This is a genomic window from Peptoniphilus faecalis (assembly GCF_012976305.1).
Taxonomy (GTDB): Bacteria; Bacillota; Clostridia; order Tissierellales; family Peptoniphilaceae; genus Peptoniphilus_A; species Peptoniphilus_A faecalis.
This window is the reverse complement of the sequence record NZ_JABDSR010000006.1, coordinates 139,573-161,540: the sequence shown is the minus strand read 5'-3', so window position 1 is coordinate 161,540 and position 21,968 is coordinate 139,573. Positions and strand designations below refer to the sequence as shown.

Annotated in this window: 18 protein-coding genes and 1 pseudogene; 16 read left to right on the top strand and 3 right to left on the bottom strand. The window is 30.6% G+C overall.

From position 1 onward, the window contains the following. From HKO22_RS05690 to HKO22_RS05660, 7 genes and pseudogenes are all read left to right on the top strand, one after another. Positions 1-144 (top strand): tyrosine-type recombinase/integrase (locus tag HKO22_RS05690; protein WP_169969177.1); only part of this gene is annotated, 144 nt, incomplete at its 5' end. 116 nt (positions 145-260) lie between these two features. Then, a pseudogene (locus HKO22_RS05685) lies at positions 261-595 on the top strand (plasmid mobilization protein). A gap of 107 nt (positions 596-702) precedes the next feature. Continuing rightward, complete coding sequence (locus HKO22_RS05680) at positions 703-939, top strand: helix-turn-helix domain-containing protein (RefSeq protein ID WP_169969175.1); 237 nt, start codon at positions 703-705, stop codon at positions 937-939. After that, the gene (locus tag HKO22_RS05675) at positions 926-1,948 is read left to right on the top strand and encodes a DNA cytosine methyltransferase (RefSeq protein ID WP_169969173.1); all 1,023 of its coding nucleotides are present in this window, start codon (positions 926-928) and stop codon (positions 1,946-1,948) included. The genes HKO22_RS05680 and HKO22_RS05675 overlap by 14 nt, the downstream gene beginning before the upstream one ends. Before the next feature lie 10 nt (positions 1,949-1,958). Next, entirely contained in the window at positions 1,959-2,915 is a 957-nt protein-coding gene (locus HKO22_RS05670; protein ID WP_169969171.1) for a HaeIII family restriction endonuclease, read from the top strand. Between the two features lie 8 nt (positions 2,916-2,923). After that, positions 2,924-4,174 carry a DNA methyltransferase gene (locus tag HKO22_RS05665; RefSeq protein ID WP_169969169.1) on the top strand — a complete coding sequence of 417 codons (1,251 nt, stop codon included), beginning with the start codon at positions 2,924-2,926 and terminating at the stop codon, positions 4,172-4,174. 9 nt (positions 4,175-4,183) lie between these two features. Beyond that, positions 4,184-6,271 (top strand): ATP-binding protein, encoded by a 2,088-nt coding sequence (locus tag HKO22_RS05660; protein WP_169969167.1) that lies wholly within the window; start codon positions 4,184-4,186, stop codon positions 6,269-6,271. Positions 6,272-7,069: 798 nt separating this feature from the next. Here HKO22_RS05660 and megL read toward each other — a convergent pair. Both megL and HKO22_RS05650 read right to left on the bottom strand, forming a co-directional pair. Further along, the gene (gene megL / locus HKO22_RS05655; RefSeq protein WP_075660184.1) at positions 7,070-8,272 is read right to left on the bottom strand and encodes a methionine gamma-lyase; all 1,203 of its coding nucleotides are present in this window, start codon (positions 8,270-8,272) and stop codon (positions 7,070-7,072) included. Positions 8,273-8,328: 56 nt separating this feature from the next. Then, positions 8,329-9,714: a Na+/H+ antiporter NhaC family protein gene (locus tag HKO22_RS05650; RefSeq protein WP_169969165.1), complete on the bottom strand. Its 1,386-nt coding sequence runs from the start codon at positions 9,712-9,714 to the stop codon at positions 8,329-8,331. 433 nt (positions 9,715-10,147) lie between these two features. On the opposite strand from HKO22_RS05650, the gene HKO22_RS10995 reads away from it, so the two are divergent. The 7 genes from HKO22_RS10995 (at position 10,148) to HKO22_RS05620 (ending at position 17,263) form a co-directional block, all read left to right on the top strand. Further along, positions 10,148-10,282, top strand: coding sequence for a CD1871A family CXXC motif-containing protein (locus HKO22_RS10995; RefSeq protein WP_456238487.1), 135 nt, complete (start codon positions 10,148-10,150; stop codon positions 10,280-10,282). Next, positions 10,275-11,156 (top strand): 4Fe-4S binding protein, encoded by an 882-nt coding sequence (locus HKO22_RS05645; RefSeq protein ID WP_169969163.1) that lies wholly within the window; start codon positions 10,275-10,277, stop codon positions 11,154-11,156. Before HKO22_RS10995 ends, HKO22_RS05645 begins: the two co-directional genes overlap by 8 nt. A 187-nt stretch (positions 11,157-11,343) precedes the next feature. Next, positions 11,344-12,957, top strand: a complete 1,614-nt coding sequence (gene hcp, locus HKO22_RS05640; RefSeq protein WP_169969161.1) for a hydroxylamine reductase — start codon at positions 11,344-11,346, stop codon at positions 12,955-12,957. Between the two features lie 312 nt (positions 12,958-13,269). Further along, positions 13,270-14,274: a methionine ABC transporter ATP-binding protein gene (locus HKO22_RS05635; protein WP_169969159.1), complete on the top strand. Its 1,005-nt coding sequence runs from the start codon at positions 13,270-13,272 to the stop codon at positions 14,272-14,274. Next, a complete protein-coding gene (locus HKO22_RS05630; protein WP_169969158.1) occupies positions 14,275-14,925 on the top strand; it encodes a methionine ABC transporter permease in 651 nt (216 codons plus the stop codon). 57 nt (positions 14,926-14,982) lie between these two features. Further along, the gene (locus HKO22_RS05625; protein WP_169969156.1) at positions 14,983-15,837 is read left to right on the top strand and encodes a MetQ/NlpA family ABC transporter substrate-binding protein; all 855 of its coding nucleotides are present in this window, start codon (positions 14,983-14,985) and stop codon (positions 15,835-15,837) included. A gap of 166 nt (positions 15,838-16,003) precedes the next feature. Continuing rightward, a complete protein-coding gene (locus HKO22_RS05620) occupies positions 16,004-17,263 on the top strand; it encodes a S1C family serine protease (protein ID WP_075660190.1) in 1,260 nt (419 codons plus the stop codon). 31 nt (positions 17,264-17,294) lie between these two features. Here HKO22_RS05620 and HKO22_RS05615 read toward each other — a convergent pair whose 3' ends face one another. Beyond that, the gene (locus HKO22_RS05615; protein WP_075660191.1) at positions 17,295-18,263 is read right to left on the bottom strand and encodes a LysR family transcriptional regulator; all 969 of its coding nucleotides are present in this window, start codon (positions 18,261-18,263) and stop codon (positions 17,295-17,297) included. Positions 18,264-18,901: 638 nt separating this feature from the next. Between HKO22_RS05615 and HKO22_RS05610 the strand changes: the two genes are divergently transcribed. Continuing rightward, complete coding sequence (locus tag HKO22_RS05610) at positions 18,902-20,752, top strand: LTA synthase family protein (RefSeq protein WP_169969154.1); 1,851 nt, start codon at positions 18,902-18,904, stop codon at positions 20,750-20,752. A 7-nt stretch (positions 20,753-20,759) separates the two neighbouring features. Next, positions 20,760-21,956 (top strand): M20 family metallopeptidase, encoded by a 1,197-nt coding sequence (locus HKO22_RS05605; protein ID WP_169969152.1) that lies wholly within the window; start codon positions 20,760-20,762, stop codon positions 21,954-21,956. Positions 21,957-21,968 lie beyond the last annotated feature (12 nt).

The window sequence follows — 21,968 nt, the reverse complement described above, 5'->3', positions numbered from 1 at the left end:
ATACATGATTTAAGGCATTCTCATGTTTCACTCTTAATTGAACTAGGATTTTCTGCAACTGCAATAGCTGATAGGGTTGGACATGAATCGATTCATATTACCTATAGATATGCTCATCTCTTCCCTAAAAAGCGCAGTAAGTGAGTACACACTTACAAAAAAATCAAAAAATCAATAGCTTTTAAGGCTATATAATTTTATGAATCTTACCTTATTAGGGAGAACCCTAAGACCCCAAAATAAGTGCAAAGGAGAAGAACATGTATAATAGAACAAGAAAAAATCAACTAAAAATATATTTAACAGATGAAGAAAAAGAAATATTTGAAAAGAAAATGAAATTTGCAAATTGTAAAACCATGTCCCAATTTTAAGAAAATGTGCATTAGAAAAAGAAATTTATATTGTAGACCTAGAACCATTTAGAGATCTCCAATGGCTACTTTCAAGTGCAACAAATAATATAAACCAGATCGCAAAAGCTACTAATACAACTGGTGTTATTTACAAGAAAGATATTGACTATATGAGAGAAAAAATAGAAAAATTGGCAAAAGAAATATGGGATATACATTCCCTTTTATTAAGAAAATAATTATTTAATCAGTTCGAGATAAGAGAATAAAAGCCTATTAAAAGAATGGTTTTAATGGTATAATTAAGACAATATAGATAAATATAGGGAGTTGTTTCGAATATCTTATGTTGAAATTTAGTTATAAAAAATTGTTTAAAAAACTTATAGACTTAGAAATGAAAAGTACTGAACTTATGGACAAAGCACAAATAAGTAAAAGTACATTTTATAAAATAAAAAATGGACAAAATGTTACTACAGATGTCCTTTTAAGAATTTGTAATACATTGAATTGTGATATATCAGATGTTATGGAATGCATAGAGTTTGAAACAGAGGAGATAAAAGATGAAATTGATTAGTTTGTTTTCAGGAGCAGGTGGACTTGACTTAGGATTTCAAAAGGCTGGTTATGAGATAGTAGCAGCCAATGAATTTGATAAAACCATTTGGGAAACATATGAAAAAAACCATGAAGCAAAATTGATAAAAGGCGATATATGTAAAATTCCATCAGATTTTTTTCCAGAATGCGATGGTATAATTGGTGGACCACCTTGCCAATCATGGAGTGAAGCAGGTGCATTAAAAGGAATTGAAGATCCAAGAGGACAGTTATTTTATCAATACATTAGGATTTTAAGAGATAAAAAACCTAAATTTTTCCTTGCTGAAAATGTAAAAGGAATGATGGCGAAAAGACATAATAGTGCTGTTCAAAATATTATTTCTCAATTTGAAGATGCGGGATACGATGTATTTATTCATTTGTTAAATGCTAGTGATTATGGTGTTCCTCAAGATAGAAAAAGAGTTTTTTATGTTGGTTTTAGAAAAGATTTGAAAATAAGTTTTGACTTACCACCTAAACCTTATGATTACAAATTAACTTTTAGAGATGCCATTTATGATTTAAAAGATAATGCAATACCAGCATTAGAGAAAAATAAAACTAATGGGAATAATTGTAAATTTTTAAATCATGAATATTTTATTGGTGCGTATTCCCCTATATTTATGAGTAGAAATAGAGTGAGAGATTGGGATGAACAAGCTTTTACTGTGCAGGCATCAGGTCGTCAATGTCAATTGCACCCTCAAGCTCCAAAAATGATTAAAAAAGAGAAAAATAAACAGATATTTGAACCAGGTAAAGAAAAATTATATAGAAGATTATCAGTTAGAGAATGTGCAAGAATACAAGGATTTCCAGATGATTTTAAATTTTATTATATAAATTTAAATGATGCTTATAAGATGATAGGCAATGCTGTGCCTGTAAACTTGGCATATGAAATGGCAAAAGCCATTGACATAGCATTGAATAAACCTAATATGTTTTCTTGTCCAAAACAATTACAAATGGTTTAGAGGTGTTCTTATGAGTAATAAAAGTAATAATCAAGGTAGAGCTTATGAATTTGCATATCTAAACACTCTACAAGAGGAAATATCAAAATATAGAGTTTCAAAAATCGAAAAAAACTCTAGCTATAAGGCTGCTGAAAAGGCATGGAATACTTTAAAAGAATCTGAAAAAGATATGTATAAAGTAAGTGCTTTGGCAGGAACTAATGCTATTTTAGAATTAGAACCTTTAATTTTAGACGATGGAGAAGATGAGTTAGAATTAAAAATTCAAACTGATGATAAAGGAAAAGATGGAGATGTAAGGGACGTATTAATCATTAGGAAGGGAATAGAATGGGAAATTGGTCTTAGTGTAAAGCATAATCATTTTGCCGTTAAGCACAGTAGATTATCTAAAGGATTAGACTTTGGAGAAAAATGGTATGGAATTAAATGCTCTGATAATTATTGGAAGGATATAAGACCTATTTTTGAGTATTTAGAAGAAGAAAAATCAAAAGGATCAAAATGGAGAGATCTTCCTAGCAAAGAAGACGATGTCTATTTACCACTTCTAAATGCTTTTAAGGATGAAATTGATAGACAAAATAATGTTTATGGTAAAGATATTCCAAAATTAATGGTTGAGTATCTTCTTGGAGAGTTCGATTTTTATAAAGTAATTGGTATTGACAGTAAACAAATGACACAAGTTCAAAGCTATAACCTGAGAGGTACTTTGAATAAAGAGGGTAATGTACGAAAAAGAAGTGCCAAGCTACCAATAGCTTCGTTACCAACAAGAATTGTAAGCTTAGAACTTAGACCAGGAAGTAAAAATACTTTGGAACTATACCTTGATAGAGGTTGGCAATTTAGCTTTAGAATACACAATGCAGCAACAAAGGTAGAAACAAGTTTAAAGTTTGATATACAAATAATAGGTATGCCTACCACTATTATTTCTATAGATTGTAAGTGGAAGTAGAGAGTTTTATGAATAAAATAGCCGAAGAATTAAATAGATATCCTCAAGATTATTGGGACTTCAAAGGGACAACTAAATCAGGCATACACAATATTGGCAAATACCCTGCCACTATGGTTCCAGATATGCAGTATCAACTACTCAGCATTATAAGTGAGCACTTGAATAACGAAAATATTACTTTACTAGATCCTTTTTGTGGTTCTGGAACAACTTTAGTTATCGCACAAGAGTTAGGAATTAATTCTGTGGGGATCGATATAAATCCCTACGCTACATTATTGTCGTTTGTAAAAACTCATAAATATAATAGAACGGATATTTATGATGCTATTTCAAAAGTTAAGAGTAATTTGGGAAAGGAATCAAATTTTCCAATATATGATTTTTATAATATTAAAAAGTGGTTTAGAGAGGATATAATAAGATCTTTGAGCCAAATAAGGCATTGTATACTATTAGAAAAAAATCAAGATATTAGAAAGTTTTTTTGGATTTGTTTATCTGAAGTTATATTCAAATTTAGCAATGATAGGACTAGTACATTTAAATTACACGCCCTTCCAAAGGATAAAATAGATTTAATAGAAGATAGATGTATAGAATATTTCATCAAAATTATTAACGATAATTCAGAATATTTAAATTATAGCAATACAACTAGTTCAAATATAATATACGGTGATTCAAGTAGTATCATCAATAATAAATTAAAAGGGGAATTTGACATTATATGTACTTCCCCACCGTATGGTGATAATCCGACAACAGTAACATACGGACAAGCTTCTATTTTATTCTTAAAATGGATTGACTCAAAAGACTTATATTGCAGTCAGGAGTTATTAGAAAAATATACAACTATAGATAAGATAAGTGTCGGTGGAGAAAAAAGAAAAATAATTAATACTAAAGATATAAAATCATTGAAAGATTTCTTAGACAAAATTTCATTAAAAAAGCAAGCAAAAGTAATTAATTTCTTTGAAGATTATTATATATCACTTAAATGCATGAAGAAATGCTTATCAAAGAGTGGCTATTTAATAATGACGGTTGGCAATAGGAGTGTAGATACAGTAAGGCAACCTTTAGATAACATAACGATAGAAATAGCGGGTAAAATGGGATTACAAGTGGTTTCTAAATTTAATAGAAATATATTATATAAAAAAACACCACTTACACTTTCTATGACTGAGAATGAAAAGGTCGTAAAATCTATATCCGAAGAAACAATTTTAATATTCACAAAGTAGGAGGTAATAATGAGATTATCAGTATCTGGAAAAATAATTAAAGAAATTTCTGAAAAGATTCCGAGTACTACTTATTCGATGGTTGAGTTGATAAAGAACGCTTATGAAGCTATGGCTAGTTATATTGAGATTAATATATATGATGAAATGATTGAAATCATAGATGATGGCGAGGGAATGGACTTAAGTGATATTCGTGATTTATTAATTGTCAGTCACAGCAATAAAGAATATGGTGTAATTAAAAATGGAAGAATTATTTCGGGAGAAAAGGGATTGGGATTTTTTTCTGTTTTTAAATTTGGAAGTAAGGTTACTGTACATACTTCAAAGCAAGAATTAGATTATTCTTTTTCAATAGATATGAATGAGATTGAAAACTTGAAAGATATTTATGATTCAAATGTTGATATCTCTAAAAGTGCAAGTGTTGATGTGAAAAAACACGGAACTAAAATAGTTATTGAAAATTTAAATAGTGAGACTATGGAGATATTTTGCAAGGTCTTAAATAATCCATCGAATTTTTTAAAATTGCAGAATTCAATAATTGATGATTCATTTGAAATAAAATTGAACAATCTTATGAAAAATTCAAAAAACATAAATTCTGATATTAGTAATTTATCACTTAAAAATAAAATTATAGCGGAAGCGTTTTTTGATAGCGACAAAAATTATGCAAATGATTGCTTTTATTATAGGATATGCATAAATAATTCATGGTACGACATAGATATTGATAAAAAATATAATAGAATATTGAAAAATAATAAATTTGGAATTAAATTTCAAATAACGTATTTCAAATTGAGTAAAGGAGGCGTTAAAAATGTTTCTGATTATTATAAAGATCAAAATCTAAAGAAAATTTCACCATTAGTTTATTTTAACAATGTTTATTTTAGTAATGAGCTGTATAATGTTGAAGTTAATGCATCTATGAAATCTAGCAAAGTAATACGACAGCAAGTAGGTATTATTAATGCTTTTTTGATGGAAAAGGGAATTTTGGATTTTAATTCCGATAGAACTATGTTAATAGAATCAAAGAACCAGCTTTTATTTCAGGATTTCCTGAATTACATTTCTTCTGATTCTCAGGTTAGGATAAAAGAAATAGAAGAGTTAGAGATTCAACAAAAACCAAAAAACAGAAATATAAAGATGCTAAAAGGAGAATCGCTAAAAGATAATGAAATAGATGATACAAATATTAGAACAATATATTATCAAAATAATGTTGAAAAAATTTTCAACTCAATGAAGATTGGCGATTGGAAAATAGAATATAACAATGGTGATACAACTAATATAAGTGTACTAGACTATCCTGATGCAAAGATGAGATTTATTTTAAATGAATTAGAAGTAGCCAAGGAGTATCGTTTAGATGATATTTTAGAAGCCACAGATTGTAAAGGAACTAAACAAATAATACCACAACATATAGATATTCAGCCAGCAAAGAATATATCTTTTGATTCAAAAAATGAGAAGCTTATTGTAATGAGTCCTTCAGATATTGTCTTTAATATTAAGTTTATTGATAAAATATCGAGTAAAGAATTTGATTTTAATCAATCAATTCCTTGTGTTAAAAAAACAGTTGATATAAAGGTTAATAAAACAGGATTTTTACATCCATTTATTAAGTTAAATAAAACTTCTGTATTAGATAGAGACTTAGTAAATTTTATAAATGAATTTAATCAAGTTTATGATAATGATAGCTGTAAAATGTTGAGAGTAGCATCTATAAGAACATTGATAGAAGTAATCTGTTGTGAAATTTTGGATTCACTTAATGAAGACAAAAGTGAATATTTGAAAGAAAATTTTAAAAAAATATTTTTTGAAAATGGTATAAAAAATAATTTGTTTTCTAAAGTAACGGATGATAGAGATAGGAGAGCGTTGACTAGCATATACGAAGCAAACAAGCATAGTTTAATAACAGGAACTTTTGTAGATAAATATAACTATTCAACTCATGGATTAACGCGTATTGTTAATGAGGAATTCTATAAAGGGGATCAACCTATATTTAATTTACTTTACTCTTACTTATTGTTTGTATCTCAAGATAAGATGTAATTAATTAGAATGTTTTGCATTAGCAAAAATTTATTTACTTACTTTTTGGATAAATTGTATAGTGAAACATTTATTGAGTTTTTTGGTTAGTTTATTTTTTTGAATCGATATTGTTAATAATAATGGGTATATCTGAAAATTAAATACTGAAATTAAAGATTTATATTTATAATATTAAAAAATAAATTATAAAAACTATCCAATATATTTTGATAAAGATTGAGTGAAAAAAGTTAAATAAAAAATGCCTGATCTAATTGGGAGACTTATAAAAAGACTTAATGAAGTAAATGACGGTTCCTTCGAGATTGATGATAGAGAAACGGAGAGAATTAAAAACTTATAAATTTTTCTCCGGTACTGGGACTGGGACGGGACTAAAAATCTGAAAATGTCCTATAATTAGATGGATTTAGTGATACAAGAAAAATTAGAATGTAGTATTTTGAATGGTTTGGTATATACTGTACGTTTGGAAAAGAAGAATGGGAGTAAAACTCCCCTGTGTGGGAGTTTTACCCGAAAAATAGCGCAGAGCGCGGAGAGTAGTGAAACTGCGATTTTCGGTAGTCGCAAAAAAACAAAAAACCTTGTAAAATCAACGGTTATAGAAGATGAAAAACTGTAACTGGGATTAAAATGGAAACATTTGTAAAAAGAATAAATTGAATAATAGTTCCAAGTGGTTTACATGAGGACAAAAAATAAAGTGATGTTGCAGAATAGAATTATCTATTCTGCAACATCGCCTTAAATTTCTGGATAGATTTATTGAAAACTATTTTTTATAATATAGTTTTATATTTGGTCTAATGCTTGTTTTAAATCTTCTATTATGTCCTCTGCATTTTCAAGTCCAACAGAAAGTCTAATTAGACCTTCAGAGATTCCTGCAGCGGCTCTTTCTTCAGCTGTGTAAGGAGAGTGAGTCATTGAAGCAGGATGTTGGATAAGTGTTTCTGCATCACCAAGTGATACTGCTAATGTACAAAGTTTAACGCTATTCATAAGCTTTGCACCGGCTTCTTTTCCTCCTTCAATTTCAAAGGCAATCATTGCGCCTGGGAGTGCCATTTGTTTTTTAGCTATATCATAGTATTTGAAGGATTTAAGTCCTGGATATTGAATACTTTTAACTTTTGGATTTTTTTCCAAAAATTCTGCAACTTTCATTGCGTTTGAACAGTGTTTATCCATTCTAATTTGTAGAGTTTTCATTCCTCTTAGGATTAGATATGCATTAAAGGGTGCAAGTACAGCACCTGTACAGTCCTTAATGCCAACTAGTCTAACTTGGTCAATTAGCTCTTTTCTACCAATTGCAAAGCCAGCAATAACGTCGCCGTGACCGTTCAAATATTTAGTTGCAGAGTGAACTACAATATCTGCGCCTAGTGTAAGTGGTCTTTGAATATAAGGTGTACAATAAGTGTTGTCTACGATTACTAGACAGTCTTTATTTTTTTCGTGAACTCTCTTAGAAACTTCTTCTATGTCACAGATATCCATATTAGGATTTGCTGGAGTTTCTAAGTAGATAATTTTTGTGTTCTCCTTCATTAAGTTTAAGATATTATCGACATTGGTAATGTCTACAAAATCTACTTCAACGCCCATTTTTGATACTGAGTGTTCTAAAAATGCAAAAGTACATCCATAAAGTGTTTTTGCAGCTATCATGTGATCGCCACATTTAATGAAAGGCCAAATTGATGAAGTAATGGCACCCATTCCTGATGCAGCTGAAACGCAAGCTTCACCTTCTTCTAGAAGAGCAACTTTTTCTTCTACTTGTGCATTAGTAGGGTTTCCAAGTCTTGAATAGATGTAGCCATCTTCTTCTAGTGCAAATCTTCTTCCGCCTTGTTCTGCATTGTCAAAGATAAATGTAGATGTTTGATATATTGGAGTTGCTAGAGCACCATATTTATTTTTTTCGTATCCACCGTGAATTGCTTTAGTTTCAAAATGCATTTTTTTAAGTTCGTCTTTACTATTCATAATTTTCTCCTTTTTAAATAAAATTAAATTCTTTTAATAAAATTACTTTCTTACAATTATTTTGCGTTTATATTATTTTCACTTAGGGGCACGTCATTTTCAAAATCCCATTTATCTTTAGGATCTGCAAATCTAATAAAGATTGAAAGAATTGCAAATACAGCAAGTAGTGCTTGATACCATAAAAATGGAATTATTTGAACAGGGGATACAGCTAGTGTACCAAGTTCTTTAGTAAGTCCAGCTGCGATTAAAATTTGTGCACCATAAGGAATTATACCTTGCATTACGCAAGAGAAGGTATCTAGGAAGGAAGCAGATCTTCTTGGATCAACTTTAAAGTCTCTTGAAATTTCCTTTGCAACAGGACCATCTATAATAATTGCAACAGTGTTGTTTGCAGTAGCGGCATCTGTCAATAGAGTTAAAAGAGCAATTGAAATTTCAGCAGATTTAACATCTTTTGCGAAGCTTCTAATTTTTTCAACAAGCCATTCAATACCACCGTTGCTAGAAACCATATAGGAAAGCCCTCCAGTTAATAGTGATAATAGAAAAATTTCAAACATTCCACTAAATCCTTCAAAAATATTTTGAGCGAAGGTCATCATAGTTAGTCCACCAGTGAATATTCCAATAATTCCTGATAGCACAATTCCACTAGTTAATACCAAAAATACATTCATTCCAGCAAGAGCTGAGATTAATACGAAAAGATATGGAACTATTAAAATAAAATTATAATTCAAATCGTCAAGAACAACTTCGCTTTTAGGCTTTCCTACAATTAATAAAATTACAAAAGTAATTACAGCTGCAGGAATGGCAATTTTAATATTTGCTCTAAACTTGTCTTTCATACCTACATTTTGAGTTCTTGTTGCGGCAATTGTTGTATCAGAGATAACTGATAGATTATCGCCAAACATTGCTCCGCCTACAAGTGCTCCGAGCACAAGTGGTAGAGGAAGATTTCCCTTTGCAGCAACGCCAACTGCGATAGGGCCAACTGCTGAAATAGTCCCTACAGAAGTTCCTGTAGAGATGGAAATAAAACAACTGATTAAAAATATTCCAGCTGTAATATATTGAACAGGAATTAAAGAAAGTGCAAAGTTTACAACAGAGTCAACTCCACCAGATGACTTAGAAACTGTTGCAAATGCTCCAGCTAATATGTAGATAAGACACATTATGATTATGTTTTCGTCTCCACAACCGCGAACAAAATCGTTAAATTTGTCATCAATCGAGCCTTTAAACATAATAAAAGCCAAAATAATAGCTGGCAAAATACATACTGGTGCTGCTACTTGGTAGAATGCCATTTCTACTCCCATTGAATTTAAAATGATTCCAGTAGCAAGATATACAAGCACAAAAACTATAAAAGGAAGAAGTGCTGCACCATTAGCCTTAGGTTTTAAATTTTTGTTTTCCATAAACGCCTCCTTAAAATAAACAAAAATAAAACAAAGATAGTTCTTAAAAATTAATTTAATATCAACCTCCTTTAGGAACTTTAAAACGAGCGATAAGATCGTTTTCAAAGTTAGACAAAAATAAAAAACAAAACTTGATTTATCCTCAGCTTCATTATACTCCAAATAACAAGCTTTGTGAAGATTTTTTATATTAAATTATTAACTAAATAAAAAGATAAAGAAAATAGTAATAACGATTTCATACTAATAAGATATACTAACTTTAATTTATAGAATAAATTTTACAACATGTCTAAATCTCACTGGATTTTGCAGAGAATAGGAAATTATTGTTGATTCATTAAAAAAAATTATATAAAAATTGATTTTTCTTAATATTTTTTAAAGCATTGATGTTATATTATATTTGAGGTGAAATATGAAGGGTTTTATGAATAGAAAATTTTCATACGCAATGTTGATTTTATCCATTGCTTTTATTTTTTTTGGATCTTATAGGTCAGAAGTTGATACTGTGCTTTCAAAGGCTATTAGGATATGTTTGGAGTGTGTTGGGATTGGGTAAACTGAGTAACCTCCTTGAAAAATTTAGAGATAAAAGAAATCTCACACAGGGATTTTTTGCTCTCATTACAAATATACATATTCCAAATTTTCTTAAGGGAACTATTTATACGGGCAAGTTAAAGAGTGTTTGTGTGCCAGGACTAAATTGTTATTCTTGTCCAGGTGCTGCTTTATCTTGTCCAATTGGTTCTTTTCAAGCAGTAGTTGGGTCTTCTAAATTTAATTTTGCCTATTATGTGACAGGTTTAATGCTATTATTTGGGACTATATTTGGTAGATTGATTTGTGGATTTTTGTGCCCCTTTGGATTTTTTCAGGATCTCATTCACAAGATTCCATCGAAAAAATTTAGCACTAGAAGATTTAGTTTTTTAAAGTACACTAAGTATTTTATTTTGCTTTTTGTGGTTTGGCTATTTGGAGTATTTTTGACAGATAAATTAGGTGCAGCTTCTCCATATTTTTGCAAATACATTTGTCCTCAGGGAATACTTGAGGGTGGGATTCCTCTATCATTGGCAAATAAAAGTATTAGGGCTGCACTTGGCAATTTGTTTTTGTTAAAGTCAATTATTCTTATGGCAATAATAATACTTTCCATATTTTTATACAGACCTTTTTGCAAATATGTATGTCCACTGGGTGCATTTTACGCATTAACTAATAAATTTTCTTTTTATCAATATCATGTGAATGACAATTGCATTTCTTGCGGAAAGTGTAAAAGAATTTGTAAGATGGATGTGGATATGTCAAAGAATCAAAGGGCTTTAGAGTGTATAAGATGTGGAGAGTGTATAAAGGTATGTCCAACATCTGCGATTTCCACTTCCTTTAAAAATAATAATTTAGAAGAAGTGAAATATGAATAGAATAAAAAATCTAGTAAGTTTGCACTTTGCTTTTAGTGCTTTAATTCACTCCTTGTGATAATATAATTAAAAATTTTTTTGGAAATCTTATAAAAACTGTTGCAAATGCAACGGAAAGGATATTGTTATAATACTAAAATATTTATAGAAAGATATTTGATTTTTACAAACAAAGGAGAGGAAGAATATGAGTATGTTTTGTTTTCAATGTCAAGAGACATTTAAGAATAGCGGTTGTATAAATAATGGGGTATGTGGCAAGACATCTGAAGTTGCAAACTTGCAAGATTTTTTAATTTGGATTTCAAAGGGTCTATCTGAAATTGCAGTTAAAGGAAAAGATAAAGAAAGTGAAGTTGTTGATAGAGTTATTTTAAATTTATTTACAACTATTACAAATGCAAATTTTGACAACACTGCAATAAAAGAAAGAATTGTTAAAACTGTTGAGCTTATGAATTCTCTAAGAGAAGATAAAGATTATAGCGAAGCGGCAAGATGGTCTTCGGTGGATTTTTCTGAAATCAGTGAAAAAATAAATTCTCAGGAAGTTTCTATTTTAAGTGAAAAAAATGAAGACATAAGAAGTTTAAAGGAACTTATAACTTATGGGTTAAAGGGAATGGCTGCTTACACAAGACATGCAAAAGTCCTTGGCTATGAAAGTGAAAGGGTAAATAATTTTATTATAAAGGCAATGGCAGAACTATTGAAAGAAAAAACTATTGATGAATTAATTTCATTAACACTTGAGACTGGATCTATGGGATATGAAGCTATGGCTACACTTGATTCTGCCAACACTAAAACTTATGGAAATCCTGAAATTTCTGAAGTTAATATTGGAACGAGAAAAAATCCTGGGATTTTAGTTTCAGGGCACGACTTGAAGGATTTTGAAATGCTTTTAGAACAAGCTAAGGACTCTGGAGTTGACATTTATACTCACTCAGAAATGTTGCCTGCAAATTATTATCCAAAGTTTAAAAAATATGAAAACTTTGTTGGAAATTATGGAAACGCATGGTGGAAACAAAGAGATGAGTTTGAAGCCTTTAATGGACCAATCCTAATGACTACAAATTGTATAGTTCCTCCAAAAAATTCTTACAAAGATAAACTATTTACTACTGGGGCAGCAGGTTATCCGGGATGTGAATATATTGAAGAAGACAAAGATGGGTACAAAGATTTTTCAAAAATTATTGAGATGGCAAAAAAATGTGATGCACCAGAAGAAATTGAAAAGGGAAGTATTGTTGGAGGTTTTGCACATAGTCAAGTTATGGAACTTGCCGACAAAGTCATTGAAAATGTAAAAAATGGCGATATAAAAAAATTTATTGTCATGGCAGGCTGCGATGGGCGAATGTCCGATAGAAATTATTATACAGAGTTTGCAAAAAAACTTCCTGATTCAACTATTATTTTAACTGCGGGATGTGCGAAGTATAGGTATAATAAATTAAATTTAGGCGATATTAACGGAATTCCAAGAGTTCTAGATGCAGGTCAATGTAATGATTCCTATTCACTTATTCAAATTGCTCTTGCTCTTGTGGATGCCTTTGGGGTAGAAAGTGTAAATGATCTCCCTATTGTATATAATATTGCTTGGTACGAACAAAAAGCAGTTATAGTTTTGCTTGCACTTTTATCTCTAGGGGTAAAAAATATTCACCTTGGACCAACTCTTCCAGCCTTTCTTTCAGCAAATGTTGTGAAAGTTTTAGTTGATAATTTTGGAATTTCTGGAATTACAAATGTAGAAGATGATTTAAAAACTCTTGTAATGAAATAAAAAATAGTTGACTTTTAATTTAATTACTAATATAATTATAAACAATTCATAAATAAACTTTTGAAAAGAAGAGTACCTTAAAATTTTGAGCAAAGAGAGCTTCGTTGTGGTGAAAGAAGTGGATGAGTTTTTTGGGAACATGGCCTTTTTTAGGAAATACTGATATTAGGTATTTACGGGACTTCCCGTTATAGAAGTAGAGTATGATTGTACTTGAAGAGGTTGCTTTCGTGAGAAAGCGATAAATTAAGGTGGTAACACGAGCTTTCGTCCTTATGGGGCGGAAGCTTTTTTATTTGTAGTGGAGGAAAAATGATAGAAGTAAGAAACTTGGTTAAAGAATTTAAAACTGAGGAGGGAACTTTTAGAGCTATAGATGATATTTCTTTCAAAGTAAAGAGGGGAGAAATTTTTGGAGTAATTGGTCTTTCTGGTGCAGGAAAGTCTACTCTCGTTAGATGTATAAATAGGCTAGAAGAACCTACAAGGGGAGATATTTTAGTTGATGGGAAGTCTATTATAAATTTAAGTGAAAAAGAACTTAGGAGTGCAAGAAAAGATATGGGAATGATCTTTCAACATTTTAATCTCTTTATGCAAAAGACTGTAGCAGAAAATATTGCTTATCCTCTGGAAATCTCTAGTAAAGATAAAGGTGAAATTGAAAAGAGAGTAGAGGAGCTTTTGAATTTCATTGATTTAAGGGAAAAGAAAAACTCCTATCCATCAGAATTATCTGGAGGGCAAAAACAAAGGGTAGCAATAGCAAGAGCCATTGCTACAAATCCTTCTATTTTACTTTCAGATGAAGGAACATCAGCACTTGACCCAGCAAACACAGAATCTGTTTTAAATCTTTTGAAAAAAATTGTAAAAGAATTTAATATGACAATAGTTATGATCACCCATCAAATGGAAGTGGCAAAAGAAATTTGCGACAGAATCGCAGTAATGCAAAATGGAAAAATAATAGAAGAAAATGAAACTAAGGAACTTTTTAGAAATCCAAAATCTTCTGTTACAAGGTCTTTTATAAAAAACTTGGAAGATGAAGTTGAAGAGGGATATGTAAATAGTGATGACTATAAGGGAGATGTTTTGAGACTTTCCTATGCAGATGATAATTATGACAAACCAATTCTTTCAAAATGCGTAAAGAAATTTGATGTAGATGTTTCAATTCTTTCGGGAAATATAAATAAGTTGAATATTTCAAGTGTTGGTTATCTTACAGTTCAAATTCTTGGAAAAGAAGAAGAGAGAGTTAAAGCCATTGATTATTTAAAGGAAAATAATGTAAATGTGGAGGTGCTTTAGATGGATAGAATAATCGATATAGTTTTGCCGGCAATTCCACAGACTCTTGTAATGGTAATAGCATCTACAATCATTGCTCTTGCAATAGGAATTCCACTGGGAATAATTTTGACTACTACAAGACCAGGTGGTCTAACTGAATCAACAAAAATTTATTCGGCATTAGATGGGATAATAAATGTTCTTAGGTCCTTTCCTTTCGTAATCTTAATGATAGTTGTATTTCCTCTATCTAGGCTTATAGTAGGTAAATCCTACGGAACAGCAGCAATGATAATTCCACTTTCACTTTCAGCTGCTCCCTTTGTGGCAAGGTTAATGGAAGGATATTTTATACAAGTGGATCAAGGCGTAATCGAAGCAGCAAAATCTATGGGTTCAACTAAAGGAGAAATTATTTTTAAAGTTTTAATACCAGAAGCAATGCCAATGATCGTTGCGGGAATAACTATGACAATTATTAATGTAATAGGTTATTCAGCAATGGCGGGTGTCATGGGTGGCGGTGGATTAGGAGATATTGCCAACAGATATGGATACCAAAGAAATGAACCATTAATACTTTGGGCAGCAGTAATTGTAATAATAATTCTCGTACAAATTGTACAATTTATTGGAAATAAAATAGCAGATAAAATAGACAAAAGATAGGTGTTTTTTCTAATTTTTTAGAATTAATATAAATAAAAAAATAAAGGAGAGAAAAAAATGAAAAAAGTTATTTTAGCACTTTCACTAGTGCTTGCTCTAACACTTACAGCTTGTGGCGGAGCAAAAAAGGAAGACACAAAGGCAGAGGGCAACAAGGCTGTTGCTGAAGAAGCAAAGGATGGCGATAATAAAATTGTAATTGGCGTATCACCTACACCTCACGGCGAAATAATTGAAGGATTAAAGGATGAATTTGAGAAACAAGGACTTGATGTTGAAGTTGTAAATTTTGATGATTATGTTCAACCAAACCTACAACTTGAAGCAGGAGATCTTGACGCAAACTACTTCCAACACAAACCATACCTTGATAGTTTTGTAGAAGAAAGAGGAATCAAAAATCTTGATGTACTTGGATATGTTCATATCGAACCAATGGCTTTATATTCAGAAAAATATAAATCAGTGGACGAAATTGAAGATGGCTCAGAAATTATCATACCTAATGACCCAAGCAATGGAGCAAGAGCATTAATACTTCTTGAAGATGCTGGTCTTATTAAATTAAAAGACAAGACAAATCTTAATTCAACAGAGAAAGATATTGCAGAAAATTCAAAGAATTTAAAATTCACAGCAATGGATGCACCTTCAATTGTACAAGTTTATAAGGATTCTGGAGCTGCAGTTATAAACTCAAACTTCGCAATTGGAAAGGGTCTTGACCCAACTAAAGACTCAATCTTCATAGAATCAAAGGATTCACCTTATGCAAATTTAGTGGCAATTAGAAAAGAAGATGCTGAAAAAGAAAAATTCAAAAAATTCATTGAAGTTTTAAATTCTGATGCAGCAAAGAAATTAATCGAAGAAAAATTCAAGGGAGCAGTAATTCCTGCCTTTGGAAAATAATTTAAAATAATTTTAGAGACCTTTCGAGGTCTCTTTTTAGTTAGTTGCATGAAAACTGTAAAAACTTTAAAAATTGTTTTAACTTTTCAAAAACCTTTGATAATAAAATCATTAATTTTTCACAAAAAAACTTTAATATATATATATAGAAAGAAAGGAGGAAAATATGGATAATAATAGAAAGGGAAAAAATAAAGGCATGGGAAAAATAATTGTGATAATAGCTTTAGTTTTTTCACTAATTGGTGGAATAATTGGTTCAGCAATCACAACTTATAAAATATTGCCTAATGTCACTTCATCTACATCAAATGAAGGAAATTCTAATATAACAATTTCTGCAAAGGACAATGTTAGTGTTGCATCTGCTGTTGCAAAAAAATCAATGTCTTCAGTTGTAGGAATTACAACTAAGGGAGTACAACAATCTTTCTTTGGTCAAGTTGAAGTTCAAGGTGTGGGCTCAGGTGTAATAGTGGATCCAAAGGGATATATTCTTACGAATGCTCATGTTGTAAAATTAAACAACAAAGTAGTTGAAGATGTAACAGTTAGACTTAATAATGAAAAGGATATTCAAGGTAAAACTATTTGGGCAGACGAAAATGTGGATCTTGCCATTGTAAAAGTTAATACTAATGAAAAATTAAATGTAGCAACTCTTGGAGATTCCGACAAGCTTTCCATTGGAGATGCAGCAATTGCAATTGGAAATCCAATTTCATTGCAATTTTCGCAAACTGTAACTCAAGGAATAATATCTGGACTTGACAGATATGTTGGTGCAGTAAGTGGCGGCGGATACATGACAGGACTTATCCAAACAGATGCATCAATTAATGGTGGTAATTCTGGCGGACCGCTTTTAAATTCAGAGGGCGAAGTCATAGGAATAAACACTGTAAAAGTTCAATCAGCAGAAGGACTTGGATTTTCAATTCCAATTAATTTTATAAAACCAATTGTAAAACAAGTTATAGAAACGGGAAGTTACAAAGAAATGTCAATGGGAATGCTTACGATGAACTTAAATGTTGCAGCACAAGTATTTAATGGAAAAACTGATGTAGAAAAGGGAATTTTTGTATATAAGGTTTATGAAGGGTCACCTGCATCTAAAGCTGGACTTGAGGCTGGTGATATTATTACAAAAATTGGAAAAGACGAAGTAAGTGACAACAATGCTCTAAAGTCAATATTGTACAAATATCAAGAAGGAGATAGTGCTGAAGTTAGCTATGTGAGAAAGGGAAAGGCACAAACTACAGAAGTTAAATTTTCTGATTATTCAATAGAAAATGACAAGGAAGCACAAAAGGATATTAAAGCTCAAGAAGAAGCGAGAGCTAAGGAATATCAACAAAGACAACAGGAACAACAAGATTTATTTAATAAATTTAGACAAGAATTTGAAAATGGATTTTAAACAAAAAGGTAGGTGAAGTTTTATATTTCACCTACTTTTTTGCGATTTTTTCTAATTTTTCTGAATTAATTGAATCAAAGTATTCTTCTAAAAGTTCTACAAATCTCTTTGCATACTTTGTAATATATCTATTTTTATTTTTTATTGCATAGATGCCAAGAGTTACGGGCTTATTTTTTGAATAAAGAGGGAAGATATTAATGTCGTCATCAAATTCGGACATCCATCTTTTTATATTCATTTGAGAAATAAAGACTGCGGCAAGAGCTTTATTACAAATGGAAAGGGCAATTCGTGAATATGCAGTCTCAATATAGTCAATTGGTCTGACACCGGAATCTTTAAAGCTTTTGTTGATCAAGGCTCTTATTCTATTGTCTTGAGTATAAAGAAGGAAAGGAACTTTTTCAAAATCCTGCAAGTTGATTCTTTCAAAGGATTTTTCTTTTAAGGAATCTAAGTTGGGAACATATTTTTCCAAAAGTCTATCACTAACACATAAGTACAATTTTTCGTCTAAGAGAAGGCGAGATTTTAAGTTTTCATTTTTATAATTTTCGTCAATGCTTATAGCAATGTCTATTTTATTTTCTACACACATTTCTTCAAGCTCGTGGGATTGCTTCTCGTGAAGCACTAGACCAACTTGTGGAAATTCTTCAGTAAATTTTTCTATAATTGATGGAATAAAAATATCAGCTCTAGGTGAAGAGGCACCTATTATTAATCTGCCCATATTTTCACTTTCCATATCTCTAATTTTATTTATCATATCGGATTCAGATGTAAGGAGTTTTTCTGCATACTTTAAATATTCCTCGCCAATTGGAGTTAGCATAAGTTTTGGTCTTCTAAAAAATAATTTTGTGCCATAATAATCTTCAAGTCTTTTTATGTGATTAGACAAAGTTTGTTGTGATATGTAAAGTTTGTCGCTAGTTTCATTCATGTTTAAAGTTTTAGCTAGCTCTGTAAAATAGTAAATACTTTCGAAATTCATGTTTTCTCCTATCAAATAAATTTTGTTACAGATACAAATTTTTATAAATTTATTTTATAATAAATTTATTATATACTATGTACAAGATAATTGTGAAATATTTTATTAAGAATCCTTATAGTTTACCAGCTTTTTTCCTTAATATCACAATTACCGGAATCCCCTTGCACCCACCTCCTTGGGTGCATTTTTATTGCAAAATTTTTTATAGCAAGAATGCAGTAATTTTAAAGATGAGCTTTTAATTTTCATAAATTTAAAAAATCAAAAATTTTAAATAAATTCTCGTAAAATAAAAATGATAAAAACTATCAAAAAGACTTTACAAATTAACAAAGACATAATATAATAAGGACAGTTAATGATAGTTAATGTCATTTAACAAAATACTTTGATTTTGGGACACCCCATAACTCCTAAGATTAATAATAAATTATACCAATCTTCACTCTGAAAAGAGAAACTAAGGCTGCTTCGGCAGCCTTTTTACTTTAAGTGAAATTTATTAAAAAGGAGTTAATCAAGTAAAATAATTTATGTTAAAAATATTTAATATAATGGCTAAATATAAAAAGTTTTCAAAAATTTTACAAAAACTTTACGATATATTATATAATAATGCACTAGAAGGTGATTTTTTGTTTAATAAAGAAAAAAATAGTGAAGTTAGAAGCTTTAATATTATAGATTTAGTAAGTCAAATTTTATTTTCTTTGATAATAACTCTCGCAATGTTACTTCTTGCCCCAAGCGATGCGGGAGTTGTTGGAAAAATCGTAAGAAGTCCCGTTGTATTGATTTTGAACTTTCTTCCAGTTTTTCTAACAGGAATTTTATTTCAAGGGATTTTTGGCAGGCGAAGATTTGCACTAATTTTTAATACGATCTTTTACCTAATATTATTTACAGTACATAGGACAAAGGTCTTTTATAGAAGTGCACCCTTTAGAATGTCTGATATAGGATTATCTTTAGAAGCTTTTAAGATGTCCCAAAACTCCTTTCATCCCGATGTTATTTCTATAATAATTTTTGTAACATTTTTTGTTTTTGCAATTTTTATTTCACATTTTTTTAAAAGTGAAAAGTTAAAAGTGAGAGACAGATTATTATCAATTCTTTCTATATTAATTGGATCGGCTTTACTATTTAATTTTGTATATTCAAAGGATACAATATATAATAGCTTGCCACTTATGGGAAATGAATATAATTTAATAGATCATTTTAACTCCAAGGGTTTTAATTTTGCATTTATATTTAATCTAAAAAAATCCTTTGTAAGGGCGCCAGAAGGCTATAATAAAAAGGAAATGGAAAAAATAGATAGAGTTGATCATGGAGAAGAAATTTCTGTAATAAAATACAATCCTCGTCCAAATATTATTTGGATAATGGGAGAGGCCTTTACAGATCTTTCGGAAAATCCACAATTTCATTTTTCTAAAGAAAATGATCCAAACTATAATTTTAAAAGATTAAAGAATAACTCTGTGATGTATGGTAGAATTGTAACTCCGTCCTTTGGTGGAGGAACAGGAGATACTGAATTTGATGTGTTAACAGGTGCCCTTACTATTGATTGTGCACCTGATGAGAGTTTTGCTTTTAATGCAATAAAAAGAGATGTTTCATCACTTCCAAGTATTTTAGATAAAATTGGATACAAGACTATGGCCTTTCACCCAGGATATGCATGGTTTTACGGAAGACAAAATGTATATCCAAAATTATGCTTTAAGGATAATTATTTTTTAGAGGATATCGAAAATCCTGAAATAAAAGGTGGCTATGTTTCTGAGAGACAATTTTCAGAAATTTTTATAAATAGATTTTTAGACGCTGTAAATAATTCAGATGAGCCGATTTTTAGCTATGGATTAGATATTCAAAATCATGGGCCATATTTTTACGATAAATATGGGGAAAATTTGCCTTACGAATGTGATTCTACTTTGTCAAACGATGCTGCAAATAATTTTGGCTCTTATTTTCTGGGAGTAAAGGATATGGACATAATGCTTGGCGAAGTTTACGATATGATGATGAGTTTAGAAGAACCAACTATTATGGTATTTTACGGCGATCACTTGCCAGGACTTGGAAATGATCCAAGTGCCTTTGATGAAATTGGGATAAAACTATCAAATGACGATTTGGGGAAGGAAATTGAATTTTATTCAACGCCCTATGTAATAGTTGCAAATGAAAGTGGAAAGGGATTTTTAAATAGAGAAAAAGTTGAAGTTAAAGATGGCAACGCAATTTCTGCCAATTATCTTTCTTCAATTGTCCTCGATATGTTAAACTACAATAAAGTGGACAATTTCTTTATATACAATTCAGAACTTAGGAAAAAACTTCCAATTATTTCTAGGAATTTTATATTTGATGGAATTAATACTTATCCAAGAAAAGATGTAAAAGGTGAAGCAAAGGAGCTTTACGAAAATTATAAAAAGTACGAGTATTATAGAATAAATGAGTAGGTGAATTATGGAGATATTAAAAAAAGTTGAAGAAATTTCAGAGGAATTAGATGAGCTTAGAAAATTTATTTACGAAAATCCAGAACTCGGATTTGAAGAGTATAAATCTTCAAAGGCACACATTGATTTATTAAAGAAGCATGGCTTTGAAATAGAATGTCCCTACATGGGATGTGAAACTTCTTTTAAGGCTGTGTATGATTCAAAAAAGAAGGGGAGGACAGTTTCCTATTTATCAGAATACGATGCACTTCCAGGTATTGGTCATGGATGTGGTCACAATATTTTGGGAGCAACTGCAACGGGAGCAGGCATTGTCCTTTCTAAACTAATCGGTGAAATTGGTGGAAGAGTAATAGTTTTTGGAACTGCAGCAGAAGAAGTTGGAGGCACGAAAATTGAAATTGCAAATTCAGATGAATTAAAGGATGTAGATGTTGCAATTGAAATGCATCCAGCCTCCTATAATTCACTTACGCCAAATTCACTTGCCCTTTCTACAAGAAGATTTGAATTCTTTGGCAAAACTTCTCACGCATCAGATGCACCTGAAAAGGGAATTAATGCACTAGATGCACAAATAGTCTTATTTTCTGCAATAAATGCTTTAAGACAAGAGACTAAAGACGGCACGAGGATCCACGGAATAATAAAGGATGGTGGCAAAGCTGCTAATATCATCCCAGATTACACGGACTCAAGATTTTACGCAAGAAGTCCAGAGAAAAAAGACTTACTAGAAATTTTAGAAAAATTAGAAAATTGTGCAAAGGGAGCAGCCCTTGCTACTGGTTGTGAAGTTAAAATTTCTGAATACGAAAAGGGAAATGATAATACAGTTAGAAATAATGCCTTTAATGCAGTTTTAAAAGAAAAATTAGAAAAATATCTCGACGAAGAGATAAAGGATATTGAACTCAACAAGGGTTCTACTGACGCTGGGAATTTTTCTCACGAAGTGCCAACTATTCATGGATATTTTAAAATTGCAGATGAAAGTGTAAATGGACATACAGTGGAACTTAGAGATGCAACTATGACAGATTATGCTTTTAGCCAAATGAAGAAAGTAATTGCTGCCATAGTTGAAGTTGGAATTACAATTTTAACTGATGATGAAGCCTTTGAAAAAATAATGGAAGAATTCAAAGAAAATGTGAAAAGTGGAAAAATTATCCCACACAGCAAATTAAATAAGGATTAACTATTAAAAAAC

Coding starts and splice junctions, on each gene's coding strand:
- HKO22_RS10995 (WP_456238487.1), top strand. CDS start 10,148: ATGAATAGAAAATTTTCATACGCAATGTTGATTTTATCCATTGCTTTT.
- HKO22_RS05670 (WP_169969171.1), top strand. CDS start 1,959: ATGAGTAATAAAAGTAATAATCAAGGTAGAGCTTATGAATTTGCATAT.
- megL (WP_075660184.1), bottom strand. CDS start 8,272: ATGAATAGTAAAGACGAACTTAAAAAAATGCATTTTGAAACTAAAGCA.
- HKO22_RS05620 (WP_075660190.1), top strand. CDS start 16,004: ATGGATAATAATAGAAAGGGAAAAAATAAAGGCATGGGAAAAATAATT.
- HKO22_RS05650 (WP_169969165.1), bottom strand. CDS start 9,714: ATGGAAAACAAAAATTTAAAACCTAAGGCTAATGGTGCAGCACTTCTT.
- HKO22_RS05625 (WP_169969156.1), top strand. CDS start 14,983: ATGAAAAAAGTTATTTTAGCACTTTCACTAGTGCTTGCTCTAACACTT.
- HKO22_RS05605 (WP_169969152.1), top strand. CDS start 20,760: ATGGAGATATTAAAAAAAGTTGAAGAAATTTCAGAGGAATTAGATGAG.
- HKO22_RS05665 (WP_169969169.1), top strand. CDS start 2,924: ATGAATAAAATAGCCGAAGAATTAAATAGATATCCTCAAGATTATTGG.
- HKO22_RS05680 (WP_169969175.1), top strand. CDS start 703: ATGTTGAAATTTAGTTATAAAAAATTGTTTAAAAAACTTATAGACTTA.
- HKO22_RS05635 (WP_169969159.1), top strand. CDS start 13,270: ATGATAGAAGTAAGAAACTTGGTTAAAGAATTTAAAACTGAGGAGGGA.
- HKO22_RS05615 (WP_075660191.1), bottom strand. CDS start 18,263: ATGAATTTCGAAAGTATTTACTATTTTACAGAGCTAGCTAAAACTTTA.
- HKO22_RS05675 (WP_169969173.1), top strand. CDS start 926: ATGAAATTGATTAGTTTGTTTTCAGGAGCAGGTGGACTTGACTTAGGA.
- HKO22_RS05630 (WP_169969158.1), top strand. CDS start 14,275: ATGGATAGAATAATCGATATAGTTTTGCCGGCAATTCCACAGACTCTT.
- HKO22_RS05660 (WP_169969167.1), top strand. CDS start 4,184: ATGAGATTATCAGTATCTGGAAAAATAATTAAAGAAATTTCTGAAAAG.
- hcp (WP_169969161.1), top strand. CDS start 11,344: ATGAGTATGTTTTGTTTTCAATGTCAAGAGACATTTAAGAATAGCGGT.